The sequence below is a fragment of the Streptomyces viridosporus genome (assembly GCF_002078235.1).
Lineage (GTDB): Bacteria > Actinomycetota > Actinomycetes > Streptomycetales > Streptomycetaceae > Streptomyces > Streptomyces viridosporus.
On record NZ_MSGP01000023.1, the window covers coordinates 1 to 16,667 of the forward strand.

Genomic DNA, 16,667 nt, shown 5'->3' on the forward strand with positions numbered 1-16,667 from the left:
TCGCCGTCGAAGTCGGCTCGGGCGACGTGGGGGCCGGCGGGGTGGTCGTGGAGGTCTCGGTGGGGGTCGGGGCCGGCGTGGCCGTCCGCACGACCGTCAGCGGGTCGCCCGCCGCGCCCTCGTAACTCGCGCTGCCGAGGACCTCCGCGGCCTCCTTGGTCAGCTTGGTCTCCATGTCCTTCATCGCGCGGGTGACCGTGACGGTCGCGAGCGGGACGTCGTCCTCGGTCGTGCCGTTCCGCGTCACGTCCGCGGTGATCTCGGCGTCCGCGCTGTCGAACTTGACGTCGGAGAGCCCGATTTCGAAGCGGTGCGCCTCGGACTTAACCGTCAGCCCGCCCTTGAAGGCGAGGGACATCGTGTGCGCGGTGGAGTCGTAGCGGCCGGTGCCGTCCGTGAAGGTGAACGGGCCGTTGCCGTCGGCCTGCGAGGCGCCGTCCGCGGGGGTGAAGGTGCCCTTCGCGAAGTTGGCGACGTAGGTGCGGTAGGACTCCTTGATGCCCCAGGTCAACTCGTAGCCGGTGAGCGGAACTTCGGCCGCCGAGGCGGAGGTCGCGCCGGCGAGCGCGGTGGCGCCGAGGGCGGCGGCCGTGGCCGCCGCGGCGGCGACTGCGGTGGAGCGGCGACGTCTGGCGGGCATGGTCGGTTTCTCCTTGGGGTTCGAGTGGTTCAGCGGTCCTGCGGGGCGTCCGCGGGAGCGGCCGGGCGCGCGCGGCGCCTGCGGACGAGGAACGCGGCCGCGGCGGCGAGCGCCAGCAGGGATCCGGCCGCGAGGGCGAGGGGAAGGGCGGGGGCGCCGCGGTCGTCCTCCCGCGAGGCGCCCGCGACGGGCTCGGAGGACGGGTCCGGCGGGGCCGGGGAGGTCTCGGCCGGGGTCGGCGCCGAGGTGCTGCCGAGGTCCGGCAGCGCGGGCAGTTCGGCGTCCCCGGTGAGGGCGACGGCCAGGGAGACCGGGTCCATCCCGGTCCCCCCGGGGTACATGCCGCCGAAGGCGTCGGCTCCCCGGGAGGTGAGCTTCGCGGGGGCCTCGTCCACCCGGACCAGGCCGTCCTCCGGCTTCAGGTCCTTCGCCGTGAAGGTGACCAGCGGGACCTTCTCGCCGCTGTGACCGGGGCTCTTCACATCGGCGTACAGGGTGCCCCGGTCGCCCTCGACGGTGACGCGGACGCCGCCGAGTTCCAGGTCGAGGCCGTGCGCGCCGGTGAAGCGGACCACGCCCTCGAAGGAGGCGGTCAGTTCGCCGCCCCGGTACGTCCCCTTCCCGCCAGGGAAGCGGAAGAGGGCGCCGCCGTCGAGGGCTCCCGAGGACAGGGTCCACTTCCCCTTGGCGATGTCACCGGTGACGTACTCCCGGAAGGTGCGGCGCACGCCCCAGTCGACGGCGCCGTCGGCGAGTTCGCTCCCGGAGTCGTCCGCGGACTTCTTCGGCCGGGGCGCCTCGGACGTCGGCGTGCTCGACGGCTGCCGCCGCTCCGCCTGCCGTACGTCCGCCGAGAGGCTGACCGGGTCCAGGGCGGTGCCGGCCGTGTAGTACCCGGCGAAGGACCGGGCGCCCTGGGCGGTGAGCGTGGCGGGGAGGTGGTGGAGGACGACGGAGGTGCCGCCGCCGCGCATGTCGATCCCGCCGAGGGAGAGGGAGGCGAAGGGCACCTGTCGGGACGTCGTGACCGCCCCGGTGTCCTTCGCCTTGCCGGTGACGTCCACGTAGAGCGTGCCGGTGGAGCCGGAGATGCTCACGGTGGGACGGCTGAGGGTGAGGTCGAGTTGGTGCGTCCCGGTCCCGGTCCGGTGGCCGACGAAGCGCACCCCGCCGGAGAAGGCGGCGCGGAAGGCGCCCGTGCCGCCGTCGTAGGTGCCCGTCGCCGAGTGGAAGCGGAAGCCGCTGCCGCCGACGGTGGCCGCGCCGCCGGTGAGGGAGTAACTCCCCTGCGCGACGGGGCCGGTGACGTAGCGCTGGAAGGACGTCTTGATGCCCCAGTCAAGCCGGCCGCCCTGGACCGCGCGGCTCTCGGCGTGCGCCGCGGCGGCCGGCAGGAGCGCTCCCAGAACGGCCGCGCAGACCACGGTGACCAGGGCACGTAGGCGGGTGGGCATGACAGGTCCTCCGGAGGCGACAGCCGGTAGCGAACGAAGGTAAGGCTAACCTAAGCTGCACCTCAGGCAACATCCACCACGGACGGAAGGAACGGACGGGACCGTGCGACGCTTGCGCACCCAACTGGCGGGAGCACTGCTGTCCGTGCTCGCCCTCACGTTCACCGCGACCGCCTGCGAAGGCTCCTCCGGTGCGGCCGCGCCCACCGGACCGGGCACGACCGCGAAGGCGGGTACGACCGCGGAGCCCGACCGCGTGGAACCCCTCGCGACCCCGCCGAGACCCGACTTCCCGGTCACCGTCCGCTCCGCGGACGGCAGGACGGTGAGGATCGAGCGGGCCGAGCGCCTGGTCCCGCTCTCCGGCGGCCTCAGCGAGATCGTGTTCACGCTCGGCCTCGGGGACCGGGTCGTGGCCCGTGACGTCACCGCCACCTTCGCGCAGGCCGCCGAACTCCCCGTGGTCACCCGGGGACACGACGTCTCCGCCGAGAGCGTGCTGTCGCTCCGGCCGGACCTGGTGATCGCCGAGTCCACCACCGGCCCGGCGGAGGCCATGGACCAGATCCGCGCCGCCGGGACACCCGTCCTCGTCGTCGACCCGGCCACCGGCCTCGACGACGTCGGCCCGCGCATCGCGTCCGTCGCCGAGGCGCTCGGCGTACCGGCCGCGGGCGAGGAGCTGACCCGCCGCACCGAGCGGCGGATCGCGGCCGTGACCGGGTCGGTTCCGCGGAAGGGGCCCCGGCCGCGGGTCGCCTTCCTCTACCTGCGCGGCTCCGCCTCCGTGTACCTCATCGGCGGCCGGGACTCGGGCGCGACCTCGCTGATCGAGGCGGCCGGGGCGGTCGACGCCGGGGCCGCGTCGGGACTGGAGAAGGACTTCACCGCCATCACCGGCGAGGCACTGGTGAAGGCGGCACCCGACGCGATCCTGGTGATGGCCGCGGGACTGGAGTCCGTCGGGGGCGTGGACGGGCTGGTGGAGATCCCCGGTGTGGCGCAGACCCCGGCCGGGATGGACCGGCGCATCGTCTCCGTGGAGGACGGCGTGCTGCTCACCTACGGGCCGCGCACCGACCGGGTGCTGAAGTCGGTCGTCGCGCAGCTGTACGGCGAGGACGGTGACGCGTGAGCGTCCTGGAGAAGACCGTGCGCGAGGCACCGTCGCCGAAGGCCGAACGGCCCGCCCGGCGGCGCGGCACGGCCTGGCTGCTGACCGCCGGGCTCGTCGCCGCCCTCCTCGTGCTCGTCCCCGTGGCCGCCGGCACCGGCGCCTACCCCGTGCCGGTCGGCGACGTCCTCGCCTCCGTGCAGCACCGGCTCGGGCTCGGCGGCACGGAACTGGACCGGGTCGCCGATTCGGTGCTGTGGAACGTGCGGTTCCCCCGGATCGTGCTCGCCCTGCTCGTCGGTGCCTCGCTGGGCTGCGCGGGCGCGCTGATGCAGGGCGTGTTCGGCAACCCGCTCGCCGAGCCGGGCGTCATCGGCGTCTCCTCCGGCGCGGCGGTCGGCGCGGTCGCGGCGATCGCGCTCGGGCTGGACTTCCTCGGCACCTGGACGGTTTCGGTGCTGGCCTTCTTCGCGGGCCTGGTCACCGTCCTGCTGGTGTACGCGATGTCGCGCTCGGGCGGCCGCACGGAGGTGGTGACGCTGATCCTCACCGGCATCGCGGTGAACGCCTTCGCCGGCGCGCTCATCGGGCTGTTCCTGTTCTTCGCGGACACCGCGGCCGTCAACCAGATCACCTTCTGGCAGCTCGGCTCGCTCTCCCAGGCCACCTGGCCGAAGGTGCTCGCCGTCCTGCCGTGCGCGGTGCTCGGGCTGGCCGTGGCCCCGCTGTACGCCCGCCGGCTGGACCTGCTGGCGCTCGGCGAGCGTCCGGCCCGGCACCTGGGCGTGGACGTGGAGCGGCTGCGGATCGTGCTGGTGCTGGTCATCGCGCTGCTGACGGCGGCGGCGGTAAGCGTGTCGGGGATCATCGGGTTCGTCGGTCTGGTCGTGCCGCACCTGCTGCGGATGGCGGCCGGTCCCGGACACCGGTTCCTGCTCCCGGGCAGTGCGCTGCTCGGCGCGCTGGTGCTGCTGGCGGCCGACCTGACGGCCCGTACGGTCGCCGAACCCGCCGAGCTGCCGCTCGGTGTCCTCACGGCGCTGATCGGCAGCCCGTTCTTCTTCTGGCTGCTGCGCCGCACCCGGCGCAGGCAGGGAGGCTGGGCGTGAACCGGCCCCGTCGACAAGGAGGCCGGGCATGATCCGCCTGCGCAACCATCCCGTCCCGCCGGCCGCCCCCGAGCCCGGTGACGTCCTCGCCGAGGCCGAGGGGCTGTCCGTCCGGCTCGGCGCCCGCGAGGTCCTCGCCGACGTGGACATCGCCGTCCGGGCCGGCGAGGTGCTCGCCCTGGTCGGCCCCAACGGGGCGGGTAAATCGACCCTGTTGAGCGCCCTCGCCGCCGATCTGCCGCCTACCGCCGGGACGGTGCGGATCCACGGGCGCCCGGCGCCGTCCTGGTCCGCGCCCGAACTCGCGCTGCGCCGTGCCGTGCTGCCCCAGTCGGCCTCCCTCTCCTTCCCGTTCACGGTCGAGGAGGTGGTCCGCATGGGCCGGGCGCCCTGGGCCGCCGCCCGTCCCGAGGACGACGACGCGATCGTGGCCGAGGCGATGGCCGCCACCGAGGTCACCGGTTTCGCCGCGCGCCCCTTCTCCGCGCTCAGCGGCGGCGAGCGGGCCCGGGTCGCGCTCGCCCGGGTGCTCGCCCAGCGCGCTCCCCTGCTGATGCTCGACGAGCCGACCGCCGCGCTGGACCTCAGGCACCAGGAACTGGTGCTGCGGTTGTGCCGGGCGAGGGCGCGCGCCGGGGACGCGGTGGTCGTGGTGGTGCACGACCTCGGTCTCGCGGCGGCCCACGCGCACCGGGTGGCGGTCCTGCGCGGCGGCCGGGTCGCGGCCGACGGACCACCGGAGGAGGTCTTCACCGAACGGCTGCTGTCGGAGGTGTACGACCAGCCCGTCGAGGTGTTCCCGCACCCGCGGACCGGGGCGGTGCTGGTGCTCCCGGACCGGGGCGGACCGGTCTCCGCCTGACCGGCGGCCCGGCCGTTCCGCGGCTTCCGCCGGGCCGTTCCGCGGCCGTCACCCGTCCGGCGAGCGGCCGGGGAGCGGCCGGTGGACGGCCGGTGGGCGGCCGGGCGGGCCCGCGTGTCACGTCACGGTGCGGCCGCGGTATCCGGTCCCGGCGCTCGCGCCGTTTCCCGCCCCGGTAGGGTTCGCCCCCGGGAAGGGGAAGGTGAAGGAACCGAATGAGCAGGGATCTCGGCCTTCGAAGGCTCCGCGGGCTCGACCGGGGCGTCCTGATCGCGGCCTGTGTGACCGCTTTGTCGTTGACGGCGAGCGGCTGCGTGGTGGTGCACGGCGAACGCGAGGTGCTCCCGGCCACCACGCGCGCCGAAGCCGCCGAGGCGCTCCGGGAGTTCACCGCCGCGTACAACGCGGCCGACAAGGCGTACGACAGTTCCCTGGACGCCGACCACACCACCGGCGCGCTCGCCGCCATCGACGCGGCGCGGCTGAAGGCCGGGCGGGTCAACAACCCGCAGGGCAACCCCGGGCACGCGCCGCTGAAGCTGACGGACGCACAGTTCACCATCCCCAAGAAGGCCGGCTGGCCCCGCTGGTTCCTCGCCGACGCGGCCGGCAACAAGGGCGGCGACGTGCGCTGGCTGCTGGTGTTCACCCGGGACGGCCTGGACGAGACCTGGGAAGCGGCCTATCTGACCCTGGTCGCCCCGGACGACGTACCGGAGTTCAGGACGGACCGGGACGGCTGGGCCGAGGCCGTTCCCGCCGACGCCGGCGACCTCGCCGTGCCGCCGGGCGAGTTGAGCGAGGAGTACACGGCGTACCTGAAGGACGGCGGGGACGCGTTCGCCGAGGGTCCGCACACCAGCGCGTGGCGGACGCTGCGCGAGAAGAAGTCGACGCGGCCGGGCCTGGCCACGCAGTACATCGACGAGCCGGTGACCAACGGCGACTACGCGCCGCTGGCGCTGCGCACGGAGGACGGCGGGGCGCTGGTGTTCTTCACCACGCGCCACTTCGAGAAGCAGACCGCCGCGGCCGGGGCGTCGGTGCCGACGCCGAACAAGAGCGTGCTGGCGCTGACCACCGGTGAGATCCGGCAGTCCCTGACGATGGAGTTCGTCTCCAACGAGGTCGCCCTGGCTCCGGCCGAGGGCGAGGTGGAGGTCCTGGGGCGGATCCAGGGGCTGACGTCCGCGAAGGGCGAGTAGGCGCGCGGGCGGACGGCGGGTGCGCGGTGGCGGAGGCGGCGCCTCGGGGCGCCGGTGGCGCGGGCGTGCGGCGCGGTGGGATCAGCGGTGCAGCGGCCAGGCCGTGCCCGCGTGGTCGGACTGCTCGCCGACGTGGCGGGCGCAGGAGTCGGTGAGGACCTCCAGCAGGCTCAGCGGGTCCGGCAGCGGGTGCTCCGGGCCGCGGACCCAGTGCACCGACCGGTCGTCGTCGCCGGGCAGACGGGCCGGGGGCACGAGGACGTAGGAGCCGCGGCAGTGCCAGCGCAGGCCGGGGTGCTCGTCCATGGTCTCCGGGTGGCAGTCCAGCTCGCACGGCCACCACTCGTCCTCGTCCTCGGGGGTGCCGCGGGTAAGGGTGAAGAACAGCATCCGGCCGTCGTCGCTCTCGGCGACGGGGCCGACCTCGATCCCGGCCTCGAGCAGGCGCTCGAGCGCCTCCCGGCCGGCGTCCAGGGGGACGTCGAGGACGTCGTGCATCATGCCGGTCGCGGTGATGAAGTTCGCCTGCGGCTGGTGGCGGGCCCAGCGCTCGATCTGGGCGCGGTCGGTGGTCGACTGGGTCTGCCAGGCGAACGACACCGGGTGCCGGGCGGGGGTGGGACAGCCGACCCGGTCGCAGGAGCACTGGTAGCCGGCGGGGTGGGCGGCGGGTGCCAGCGGCAGTCCCGCGTCGGCGGCGGCGAGCAGCAGGGCCTCGCGGCCGCCTTCGTCGGCGGCCTGCTTCGGGCGGCGTTTCTGCAGCCACTGGGAGAGTTTGCCCTGTCGGCCGGTTCGGCCTCCGAACGCCGCGCTCATCTATCTCCTCGCCTCGCCGTCGTGCGGAACAGCATGCCCTATGGTCCCACGATCGTGCGCATCGGGGGGCCGGAGCCCACAATCGGCGCAGGTGGGATGAGGGTGCCCGGACAGGACGAGGGGTACCACGCGGGGCGAAGGGGACACATGCCGCACGGCGCGACGGACCGGGTGTCCTTGCACGCCGTGTCAGGACGTGCGCACCTACCGTGGTCGTCATGGTCACAAGGATCGCGATGACGGGCCTGGCGGCCGCGGCCTCCGCGGTCTCGCTGGCCCTCACGGGCCACGGCGGCGGCCCGGCAAAGCCGCTGGAGTGGGGCCGCGGCCCGCTGACGGTGGACGCGCTGCCCCGCGTCACCTACGTCGCGCACCGCGGCGGGGCCCGCGAGGTCCCCGAGAACAGCATGTCGGGGCTGATGGCGGCGTACCGGCGCGGGACGGCGCAGGTGCTGGACTTCGACACCCGGCTGCTGCGCGACGGCACACCGGTCGTCCTCCACGACGCGACCCTGAACCGCACCACCTACCTGGGCGGCGAGGTGAGCGCCCTGGACGCCCGGGAGTGGCGGGGCGTCCGGCTGCGGCCGCGCGCCTCGCTGCCGGGGAGCTGGCGCTCGGAGCGGCCGCCGACGGTCGCCGAGGTGCTGGACCGTCTCGGCGGGCGGATCGTGCTGATGCTGGAGGCGAAGGACCCGCGCGGCCTGGACCGGCTGGCCGCGCTGATCCGCGCCCGCGGCCTGACCCGCTCGGTCCTCGTGAACACCAACGACCCCGAGGTCGCCCGCCGCATCCACCGCCTGGGCCTGCCGACGCAGCTGTGGCGCTCGGCCCGCCAGTTGCGCACGGACCGTCCCGAGCGCTGGCGTGCCCACGTCGACGTGCTCGACGTCGACATCAAGGCGCGGGACGTGGACCTGATGCGCGCGGTGCGCTCCGGCATCCCCCGGGTGTGGGCCCACACGGTCGTCTCCCCCGGTCAGCGGGACCGGGCGCTGGCCCTCGGCTGCAACGGGATCATCACGGACGCCCCGGGGCGGCTGGCCCGGCACCCGGTGCGCCCGATCGGGACGGTGAGCCGCGCGCTGGGGCGGTGAGGCGTCCCGCGGAGACCGGGCCGGCGGAGACCAGGCCGGCGAACTGCTCCCCCGAGGGGTGCGGTCAGCGGGGTGCGAGGCCGCCCAGGGCGTAGTCGACGAGGGTGTCGGTGTACTCGTAGGAGATCGGCCCCGTGTACTGGAGCCAGCGCTGGGCGAGCGGGGAGACGAAGAGCTCCAGGGCGATGCGCGGGTCGACGTCGGCACGGACGTCGCCCGCCGCCTGCGCGGAGCGCAGCCGGTCGACGTACAGCTGGAGCTGCGGTTCCAGCAGCTTGGCCACGAACCTGCGGCCGAGTTCCTCGTTGACGACGCCCTCGGCGGCCAGTGCGCGCGACGGCGCCTCGAAGGCCGGGTCGTACAGCTCGTCGACCGTGGCGCGCAGGACGAGCTTGAGGTCGGCGGCGAGGTCGCCGGTGTCCGGCAGGGCGTACGCCTCCTGCCCGGCGGCCCGGGCGGCCTGCTCGCTCAGGTCGAGGAACGCCTCCAGGACGACGTCGGCCTTCGACGGCCACCACCGGTAGATCGTCTGCTTGCCGACACCGGCGCGGGCGGCGATGCCCTCGATCGTCGTCCTGGGGTAGCCGACCTCCGCGACCAGGGCGAGTGCGGCGTCGTAGATGGCCCGCCGGGAGCGCTCGCTGCGGCGGGTGGCGTCGGGGGTGTGCTTGTCCCGGGTGGACCGGGCGGATTCGTTCGGGGCCATGGGCCGAATTTATCAGGTTGACAAGACGCTCCGTCTCGCCTGACAGTGGGGAGCGTCAGGAGCGAGACGATACGTCTCGTCAAGGGTGCCTTGCACGGCACGCACCGAAGGAGATCACCATGGCCCGAGGCGGAGCCGGAAACATGCTGGGCGTCGGCGGCAGCCGGCGGCACCTCGGCCGCGCGGCCCTGCGCGGCGGCGGACGCGGCGGACGCGTCGGCGGCGGACACGACCCGCAGGCGCAGAAACGGGAACTGCTGCGCGCGCTCCAGGAGAAGCGGCAGGAGCAGCGGCGGCGGCAGGAGGAGGAAGAGAAAGAGGGACAGGAGGGACAGGAGGGACAGGAGGGCCAGGATCGGTAGGAGGGACGAGACGATCGGGCCCTGCTCGGCCGGTGCCGCGACCGCGCAGGTCCACCGGGTGAGGAGAACGGCCGGAGCGCTAGCCGGCCGGCGGCCAGGCGTCGCCCCAGTCGGTGTCCCGGGCCGCCCGGTACAGGTCGCCGTGGCGCTTGGTGACGGTGGTCCGGCGCAGGGACGGGTCCGTCTCGCACAGGTCGAGCAGGACCTGCCCCTTGCGGATCTGCGGCTTGCGGACGACGCGGGCGGCGGCGGGGGTCGCCGGGAGCCGGGTGGCGGCGACGTAGCTGAACTTCTCGTCCTCGTAGGCGAGGGAGCCGCCCTTGACCTGGCGGTGCAGCGAGGAACGGCTGACCCGGGCCGAGAAGTGGCACCAGTCGGTGCCGGGGGCGATGGGGCAGGCGGCGCTGTGCGGGCAGGGGGCGGCGACGCGGAACCCGGCGGAGACCAGGCGGTCGCGGGCCTCGATGACGCGGGCGTAGCCGTCGGGGGTGCCGGGCTCGACGATCACGACGGCCCGCGCGGCCCCGGCGGCGGCGTCGACGAGGGCGGCGCGGTCGGGGGCGGTCAGCTCGTTGAGGACGTAGGAGACGGTGACGAGGTCCGTGCTCCCGAGGGTGAGTTCCGCCGTGATGCGGGCGCGCTGCCACCGGGCGTCCTCCAGCGCGGGGTGCGCGGCGGCGAGTTCCCGGCCGAGGGCGAGGGCGGGCTCGGCCCAGTCCAGGACCGTCACGGGGCGTTCGCCGTCCCAGGTCGCGCTCACCGCCCAGGCCGCCGCGCCGGTGCCGCCGCCCACGTCCACGTGGTCGCCGGGCGTCCATCCGGGCACCGCGCGGGCGAACGCCTCCAGCGCCGACCGCACCGCCTCGAACGTCGCGGGCATGCGGTACGCGGCGTACGCGGCCACGTCGGCGCGGTCCCGCAGGATGGGGGCCCCGGTCGGGGTGGCGCCCCGGTAGGTGGCGATCAGCCGCTCGACGGCCTGGGCGGCCTGCCGCGGCGGAAGCCCGTCGAGCAGCCCGGCGAGGGCGGCGCGCAGGGTCTCGGCGGGGGTGAGGGAGGCGGCGGGGGCGTTCACCCCACGATTCTCTCAGCTCCGCCGGACCGCCCGGTCACCGTGCCGCCCCGGCGCCCCGCACCGCCCGGGCCACCCGGGTTCCCGCGTCCGCCCGGGGCGCGTTGTCGGGGGCCTGTCGGCGGCGGGGGTGGACGGTGTTGGCGAGGAGCACCAGATAGGTGTCCGTGGCCCGGTCCAGCACCAGCGACGTCCCCGTGAAACCGGTGTGCCCCGCCGCCCCGCGCCCCGCCAGTTCGCCCATGAACCAGGGCTGGTCCAGGGCGAAGCCCAGCCCCGGCGGGGTGAACAGCAGGTCCACGAAGTCGGGGCCGAGGATGCGGGCGGGACCGTACGAACCGCCCGCCAGCAGCGCGCGGCAGAACACCGCCAGGTCCCGTCCCGTGGAGAACAGCCCGGCGTGGCCCGCGACCCCGCCCAGCGCCCAGGCGTTCTCGTCGTGCACCTCGCCCCGCAGCATTCCCCGGTCCGCCTTGGCCCACGGCCGCCGCTGGTCCTCGGTGGCCGCCGCGCCCGGGCACGGCCCGAAGCCGGTCGCCGTCATGCCGAGCGGGCGGGTGATGCCGTCCCGGACCAGCGTGTCGAGCGTGCGGCCGGTGAGGCGTTCCAGGACGTGCTGGAGCAGCAGCATGTTGAGGTCGGAGTAGCAGTACGTGCCGGGCACGCCGACGGGCGGCTCGGCGCGCAGCAGCGCCAGGCGCTGCGCGTCGTCGGCGCAGTCGTACAGCGGGAGTTCGGGGCGCAGCCCGGAGGTGTGGGTGAGCAGTTGCCGGACGGTGACGCCGTGGCGCGCCGCCGCGGTGAAGTCCGGCAGGTACGCGCCCACGCGCGCGTCGATGCCGAGCGTGCCCCGCTCGATCTGCTGCACGGCGGCCACCGAGGTGAACAGCTTGGTGAGGGAGGCCAGGTCGAAGGGCGTGTCCACGGTCATCGGCACACGGGCGCCCGGCGGCAGCTCCACCGCGGTGTCCGTCCTCTCGTCGTACGCCGCGTACCGCACGGCCCAGCCCGCCGCCTCCTGCACGGCGAGCACCGGGCCCCGGCCGACGACCACGACGGCCCCGGCCGCCCAGGGGCGCTCGCCGGCGGTGCGGGCGTGGACCTCCCGGACCAGCAGGCGCAGTTCCCCGGGGTCGAGTCCGGCCCGTTCCGGTGTGCCGTGACGCAGCCTCGGGGCGCTCAGAAGCCCTCACCCTCCGCACTCGCCCGCCCCTTCCAGGGACGGCACAGGCCGGTGAAGCAGGCCAGCGCCGCCAGCGCGGCGACCAGTTGGACGACGGCCATCGGGACGGCGGTGTCCTCCCCGGCGATCCCGACCAGCGGGGAGGCGATCGCGCCGACGAGGAAGGACGCCGTGCCGAGCAGGGCCGAGGCGGCACCGGCGGCCTGCCGGGTGCGCATCAGGGCGAGGGTCTGGGTGTTGGGCATGGTGATGCCCATCGCGGACATCAGCACGAACAGCGCGGCGGCCACGGGCACCAGCCCGACCTCGCCGAACACGCCCAGCGACATCAGCAGCAGCACGACCGCGGCGACGAGCACGACGCAGAGCCCGAATCCGAGCACCCGGTCCAGCCGGACCCGGCCGACCAGCACCTTGCCGTTGATCTGCCCCACGATCATCAGGCCGATCGAGTTGAGCCCGAACAGCAGGCTGAACGTCTGCGGGGAGGCCCCGTAGATCTCCTGGACGACGAACGGGGAGGCCGCGACGTAGGCGAAGAGGGAGGCGAAGGCGAATCCGCCGGTGAGCATGTAGCCGGCGAAGACCCGGTCGGCGAGCAGCCGGCGCATCGAGCCGAGGGCCGCGCCGACGCCGCCGCCGTGGCGGTCGGCGGGGGCCAGCGTCTCCGGCAGCTTCGCCCAGACCAGGGCCGCCAGCAGCACCCCGAGGACGGCGAGGACGACGAACACGCCCCGCCAGTCCGTCACCCGCAGGACCTGCCCGCCGATGAGCGGTGCCATGATCGGCGCCAGGCCGGAGATCAGCATGAGGTTCGAGAAGAAGCGGGCCATGGCCACACCGTCGTACAGGTCGCGGACCACCGCCCGCGCGATGACGATGGCGGCCGCGCCCGCCAGGCCCTGCAGCAGCCGGAGGGCGACGAGGAGTTCGACGGTCGGCGCGAACGCGCACAGCACGGTGGCGACGACGTAGACCGCGAGGCCGACGAGCAGCGGGCGGCGGCGTCCCCACCGGTCGCTCATCGGGCCGACCACCAGTTGTCCGAGCGCCATGCCGGCCAGACAGGTGGTGAGCGTGAGCTGGACGGTGGCGGCGGACGTGTGCAGGGACCGGGTGACCTCCGGGAGGGCGGGGAGGTACATGTCCATCGCCAGCGGGGGCGTGGCGGTCAGGCCGCCCAGGAGGAAGGTCACCAGCAGACCGGTGCGGCCGGCGGTCGCGCGGAGCGCCGATGGCGCGTCCGGCGCCGGGTTCGTCGCCGGACGCGCCGCCGGGTTCGTCGTCGTTTCTTCCGTCGAGTCCCTTTTCGCCGTCGAGTTCGCCGTCGGATTCGATATGGACGCCCCGCCCTCGGGCATGTGACCCCTCCCTTTCCGCGTCGTCGGCTCCCTATGCTCTCAGCTCGTACGGAGTGCTCGGCGTCGACGACGATGCCATGGGAGCGCTTCCATGGACGTTCTCGGCCGAGGTGCCGACGACACGAGCAGGGGTGGGACGGATGACGGGGCGGAACGTGCGCTGGGGGGTCCTGGCGACCGGCGGGATGGCCGCGACCTTCACGGCGGACCTGGTGGACCTGCCGGACGCGGAGGTGGTGGCGGTGGCGTCGCGGTCGCCGGAACCGGCGAAGGCGTTCGCCGAACGGTTCGGGATACCGCGGGCGTACGGCGACTGGGAGTCGCTGGCGTGGGACGAGGAGGTCGACGTCGTCTACGTCGCCTCGCCGCACTCGGCGCACCGCGCGGCGGCCGGACTGTGCCTGGAGGCCGGGCGGAACGTGCTGTGCGAGAAGCCGTTCACGCTGAACGCGCGCGAGGCGGCGGAACTGGTCGCGTCGGCGCGGGAGAACGGGCGCTTCCTGATGGAGGCGATGTGGATGTACTGCAACCCCATGGTGCGGCGGCTCAAGGCGCTGGTCGACGACGGCGCGATCGGCGAGGTGCGCAGCGTGCAGGCGGACTTCGGGCTGGCGGGGCCGTTCCCGGCCTCGCACCGGCTGCTGGACCCGGCGCTGGGCGGGGGCGCGCTGCTGGACCTCGGGGTGTACCCGGTGTCGTTCGCGCAGTTGCTGCTCGGGGAGCCGACGGACGTGGTGGCGCGGGCGACGCTCTCGGAGAGGGGCGTCGACCTCCAGACGGGGGCGCTGCTCTCCTGGGACGACGGCGCTCTCGCCTCGGTGCACTGCTCCCTCGTCGGCGGCACGGCGACCTCCGCCTCGGTCACCGGGTCGAAGGGCCGGATCGACGTCCCGTACGGCTTCTTCTTCCCGGACCGGTTCGTGCTGCACCGGGACGGCCGGGACGCCGAGGAGTTCACGGCCGACCCGGCGGACGGCCCCCGCAACACCCTCAAGCACGAGGCCGCGGAGGTGATGCGGGCCCTGCGGGCCGGTGAGACCGAGTCCCCGCTCGTCCCGCTCGACGGCACCCTCGCCGTGATGCGGACGCTCGACGCGATCCGGGACCGCGTCGGCGTCCGCTACCCGGGGGAGCGCCGCTGAGCGGGGACCGCCGATCGGCTCCGGGGCTCAGGCGGGCTCGAGCCCCGGTCCTCCCGCCGCGGTGACGAAGGACGCCGCCGCCGTGACCGGCGCCCCGGGCCGGGTCACGTACGGCACCGTCCGGAAGTCGGCGCGTGCGGCCTCGCGGCCCAGCGCGACGGTCACGTAACCGCGCCGTCCGTCGTAGAACCGCAGGTGCGGGTTGGCCGCCAGGTAGGTGTCCCGGTTCGCGCCCGCCCCCTCGCCGAAGCCCCGCAGCCAGGCGGGCGGCCTGCTGCGGATGTCCCCGGCCCCCAACGGGCGCCGGTCGGCGTGCTTTCCGGTGAGCAGGCCCATGGCGAGCGGGCTGCGGTTGACGGAGGCGAGGCCCGCCTCCTCGCACGGCCGGAGCATCTCGGGCGCGTCCGTGAGCACGTTGAGCGCGTGCTGCGCGGCGGCGCAGTGCGGCCCCTTCACGAACACGGCGGCGCGGGCCGGGTCGTCGGTGCTCCAGGCGTAGGCCCGGATCAGTCCCCGCGCCACCAGTTCCTCGCACGCGTCACGGAGCCCGGCGGCCCGCTCGGGGTCGGCGTCGGCGAGGTGGAGCTGGTACAGGTCGATCCGGTCGGTGCCGAGGCGGCGCGGCGAGGCGGTCGGGGCCCGGCGGAGGCGCTCCGGCGAGTCGTCGCCGCCGGTGAGGGTGCGGGTGTCCGCGTCGAAGGTGTTGCCCCACTCGGTGGCGACGACGACCTCGTCCCGGCGGCGGCCGAGGGCCCGGCCGAGGACGCGTTCGCCGTGCCCGGTGCCTCCCCCGGGCTCTCAGCTTCGTTCGAGCAGGGAGGTACCCCCCTCGTCGGCGGTGTCGAAGAAGGTGACGCCGAGGTCGAGGGCGCGCCGGACCGCCCGTACGGACTCCTCGTCGTCGCCCCTGCCCCGGCCCAGCGGTTGCCCCGCGGAGTCCTGCCACTCACCGCCGATCACCCGGCAGCCGAACCCGACGGCGCTGACCTCGATACCGCCGCGTCCCCGTGTCCGTGTGCTCTCCGTGCCCGGGGACGCCAGGACTTCGAGCGCGCGCGAGGGCAAGCCCCCCGTACAAGCGTGGAGAGGATCAGGCCTGACCGGTCTCGAAGCGGGAGATCCGGCCGTCGTCGTCCACGGTGAAGGTCCAGCGGGTGCGCATCTCGCCCCAGGTGTCGTTGCGGTAGCGGGCGACGAGAGTGCGTCCGCCGTCGGACTCGTTGTCGACCTCCATGTGGCCGTTGGCGGAGAAGATCTCGCGGTCGATCCAGTCGGCGAGGTCGCGGTCGCTGCCGTCGTCCGCCATGGTCGCGCCGGGTGCGAGGAGGGCCATGAAGCCCTCGCGGTCGTGGTTGTTGACGGCGGTGACGAAGGCCCGGACGGCCGGGTCGCTGAGACGGGTGGTCTGAATCGTCATGCCTGCCAGCGTCGTCCCGGCCGCGGGGCCCCGCCACCCGTGCCACCCGAACGGCGTCCGGCGGCGGGCCGGGCCGACGGCGGACTGCGACGGTGGTCACGGCGAAGCGACTGCTCCGGGAGACGACGTGACCTGTTACGACCGACGCGATCTGGGTCTGCTGCTGCTCCGGCTGGGAACGGGCGGGGTGCTGGCGGCGCACGGCGCGCAGAAGCTGTTCGGCTGGTTCGGCGGGGGCGGCATCGAGGGCACCGGCCAGTTCATGGAGACCATCGGCTACGCGCCCGGCAAGGCCAGCGCGCGGGCCGCGGGCCTCGCGGAGACCGGCGGCGGCCTCCTGCTGGCGCTCGGTCTCGCCACCCCCGCGGCGGGCGCGGCGGCGGCCGGGGCGATGGCGGGCGCGGCGGCCGTGCACGCGCCCAGCGGCTTCTTCAACCAGGAGGGCGGCTACGAGTACGCGGCGAGCCTGGGCCTGACCGCCGCCGGCCTCGCCGTCGCGGGCCCCGGCCGCTTGTCCCTGGACCACGCCCTCGGCCACACGGTCAACCGGGGCTGGATGGTCCCGGTGGCCTTCGCGGCGACCGCGGCGGCCACGGCGGTGACGGTGGGGGCACGCAGCCGGCGGCTGCGGACGGCACGGGAGGGCGAACAGGAGACGCTGTTCGAGTAGCGCACCGGACACCGGGGGCTGTCGGTGCCCTGTGCCAGGCTCTGTCCCATGAGCGATCCTCTGCCCCCTCCCCCGGTCACGCCTCCGGCTCCGGCCGTCGATCTGTGGGACGCCGTCGACGACCTGTGCGCGTGGCTGGACGAGAACCGTCCGGTCGAGGGCCGGGAGGGCCTGCTGCTGCGGATCGTCAAGCTGTCCGAGGAGGTCGGCGAGGTCGCCGAGGCCGTGATCGGCGCGACCGGTCAGAACCCGCGCAAGGGCACCACGCACACCTGGGACGACGTCCGGTCCGAGCTGTGCGACGTCGCCGTCACGGCCCTGGTGGCCCTGCGCACGCTCTCCCCCGACGCCCGCGAGGTCTTCGCCCGCCACCTGGCCCGGGTCACGCAGCGCTCGCTCGGAGCTCCCCGCCGGGACCCGTCCGACGGTTGATCCCGTGGCGGGCCGTGGGAGCCGG

17 protein-coding genes and 2 pseudogenes are annotated in these 16,667 nt (G+C 74.8%); 9 read left to right on the top strand and 10 right to left on the bottom strand.

Annotated elements, in window-relative coordinates:
• On the bottom strand, positions 1 to 640 hold a 640-nt coding region (locus tag B7L92_RS01775; protein WP_170102167.1), incomplete at its 3' end, for an HtaA domain-containing protein.
• Positions 641 to 669: 29 nt separating this feature from the next.
• On the bottom strand, positions 670 to 2,094 hold the full coding sequence (locus tag B7L92_RS01780) for an HtaA domain-containing protein (RefSeq protein ID WP_081235738.1): 1,425 nt from the start codon (positions 2,092 to 2,094) through the stop codon (positions 670 to 672).
• Between the two features lie 103 nt (positions 2,095 to 2,197).
• Between B7L92_RS01780 and B7L92_RS01785 the strand changes: the two genes are divergently transcribed.
• The 4 genes from B7L92_RS01785 (at position 2,198) to B7L92_RS01800 (ending at position 6,384) form a co-directional block, all read left to right on the top strand.
• A complete protein-coding gene (locus B7L92_RS01785) occupies positions 2,198 to 3,229 on the top strand; it encodes a heme/hemin ABC transporter substrate-binding protein (RefSeq protein ID WP_081235739.1) in 1,032 nt (343 codons plus the stop codon).
• Between the two features lie 5 nt (positions 3,230 to 3,234).
• Positions 3,235 to 4,317, top strand: a complete 1,083-nt coding sequence (locus tag B7L92_RS01790) for a FecCD family ABC transporter permease (RefSeq protein ID WP_438363922.1) — start codon at positions 3,235 to 3,237, stop codon at positions 4,315 to 4,317.
• A gap of 28 nt (positions 4,318 to 4,345) precedes the next feature.
• Positions 4,346 to 5,179, top strand: coding sequence for a heme ABC transporter ATP-binding protein (locus B7L92_RS01795; protein ID WP_081235741.1), 834 nt, complete (start codon positions 4,346 to 4,348; stop codon positions 5,177 to 5,179).
• Between the two features lie 215 nt (positions 5,180 to 5,394).
• Positions 5,395 to 6,384 (top strand): SCO2278 family lipoprotein, encoded by a 990-nt coding sequence (locus B7L92_RS01800; protein WP_081235742.1) that lies wholly within the window; start codon positions 5,395 to 5,397, stop codon positions 6,382 to 6,384.
• An 81-nt stretch (positions 6,385 to 6,465) separates the two neighbouring features.
• Here the strand turns inward: B7L92_RS01800 and B7L92_RS01805 are convergent, their stop codons facing one another.
• A complete protein-coding gene (locus B7L92_RS01805) occupies positions 6,466 to 7,200 on the bottom strand; it encodes a bifunctional DNA primase/polymerase (protein WP_081235743.1) in 735 nt (244 codons plus the stop codon).
• Between the two features lie 218 nt (positions 7,201 to 7,418).
• Here B7L92_RS01805 and B7L92_RS01810 point away from each other — a divergent pair, with 218 nt between their 5' ends.
• The gene (locus B7L92_RS01810) at positions 7,419 to 8,297 is read left to right on the top strand and encodes a glycerophosphodiester phosphodiesterase (protein WP_081235768.1); all 879 of its coding nucleotides are present in this window, start codon (positions 7,419 to 7,421) and stop codon (positions 8,295 to 8,297) included.
• A 64-nt stretch (positions 8,298 to 8,361) separates the two neighbouring features.
• Here B7L92_RS01810 and B7L92_RS01815 read toward each other — a convergent pair whose 3' ends face one another.
• Positions 8,362 to 9,003: a TetR/AcrR family transcriptional regulator gene (locus B7L92_RS01815; RefSeq protein WP_081235744.1), complete on the bottom strand. Its 642-nt coding sequence runs from the start codon at positions 9,001 to 9,003 to the stop codon at positions 8,362 to 8,364.
• Between the two features lie 119 nt (positions 9,004 to 9,122).
• Here B7L92_RS01815 and B7L92_RS01820 point away from each other — a divergent pair, with 119 nt between their 5' ends.
• Positions 9,123 to 9,365: a DUF6243 family protein gene (locus B7L92_RS01820; protein WP_174703910.1), complete on the top strand. Its 243-nt coding sequence runs from the start codon at positions 9,123 to 9,125 to the stop codon at positions 9,363 to 9,365.
• A gap of 79 nt (positions 9,366 to 9,444) precedes the next feature.
• On the opposite strand, the gene B7L92_RS01825 is transcribed toward B7L92_RS01820, so the two are convergent.
• The 3 genes from B7L92_RS01825 to B7L92_RS01835 are packed head-to-tail and all read right to left on the bottom strand — an operon-like array spanning position 9,445 to position 12,981.
• Positions 9,445 to 10,440, bottom strand: coding sequence for a small ribosomal subunit Rsm22 family protein (locus B7L92_RS01825; protein ID WP_081235746.1), 996 nt, complete (start codon positions 10,438 to 10,440; stop codon positions 9,445 to 9,447).
• A 34-nt stretch (positions 10,441 to 10,474) separates the two neighbouring features.
• Complete coding sequence (locus B7L92_RS01830; protein WP_081235747.1) at positions 10,475 to 11,620, bottom strand: serine hydrolase domain-containing protein; 1,146 nt, start codon at positions 11,618 to 11,620, stop codon at positions 10,475 to 10,477.
• On the bottom strand, positions 11,617 to 12,981 hold the full coding sequence (locus tag B7L92_RS01835; RefSeq protein ID WP_081235748.1) for a multidrug effflux MFS transporter: 1,365 nt from the start codon (positions 12,979 to 12,981) through the stop codon (positions 11,617 to 11,619). The genes B7L92_RS01830 and B7L92_RS01835 overlap by 4 nt, the downstream gene beginning before the upstream one ends.
• A 140-nt stretch (positions 12,982 to 13,121) precedes the next feature.
• On the opposite strand from B7L92_RS01835, the gene B7L92_RS01840 reads away from it, so the two are divergent.
• The gene (locus B7L92_RS01840; RefSeq protein ID WP_081235749.1) at positions 13,122 to 14,123 is read left to right on the top strand and encodes a Gfo/Idh/MocA family protein; all 1,002 of its coding nucleotides are present in this window, start codon (positions 13,122 to 13,124) and stop codon (positions 14,121 to 14,123) included.
• Positions 14,124 to 14,150: 27 nt separating this feature from the next.
• Here the strand turns inward: B7L92_RS01840 and B7L92_RS41515 are convergent.
• The 3 genes and pseudogenes from B7L92_RS41515 to B7L92_RS01850 form a co-directional block, all read right to left on the bottom strand.
• Positions 14,151 to 14,354 (bottom strand): annotated as a pseudogene (locus B7L92_RS41515) (alkaline phosphatase D family protein); the annotation flags it as partial.
• Positions 14,349 to 15,164: pseudogene (locus tag B7L92_RS41320) on the bottom strand (aldo/keto reductase); the annotation flags it as partial. The pseudogenes B7L92_RS41515 and B7L92_RS41320, both read right to left, overlap by 6 nt.
• A 49-nt stretch (positions 15,165 to 15,213) precedes the next feature.
• A complete protein-coding gene (locus B7L92_RS01850; RefSeq protein WP_081235750.1) occupies positions 15,214 to 15,540 on the bottom strand; it encodes a hypothetical protein in 327 nt (108 codons plus the stop codon).
• Positions 15,541 to 15,667: 127 nt separating this feature from the next.
• Here B7L92_RS01850 and B7L92_RS01855 point away from each other — a divergent pair, with 127 nt between their 5' ends.
• Both B7L92_RS01855 and B7L92_RS01860 read left to right on the top strand, forming a co-directional pair.
• Entirely contained in the window at positions 15,668 to 16,210 is a 543-nt protein-coding gene (locus B7L92_RS01855; protein ID WP_081235751.1) for a DoxX family protein, read from the top strand.
• Positions 16,211 to 16,258: 48 nt separating this feature from the next.
• Entirely contained in the window at positions 16,259 to 16,642 is a 384-nt protein-coding gene (locus B7L92_RS01860; RefSeq protein ID WP_081235752.1) for a MazG-like family protein, read from the top strand.
• Positions 16,643 to 16,667: the final 25 nt, after the last annotated feature.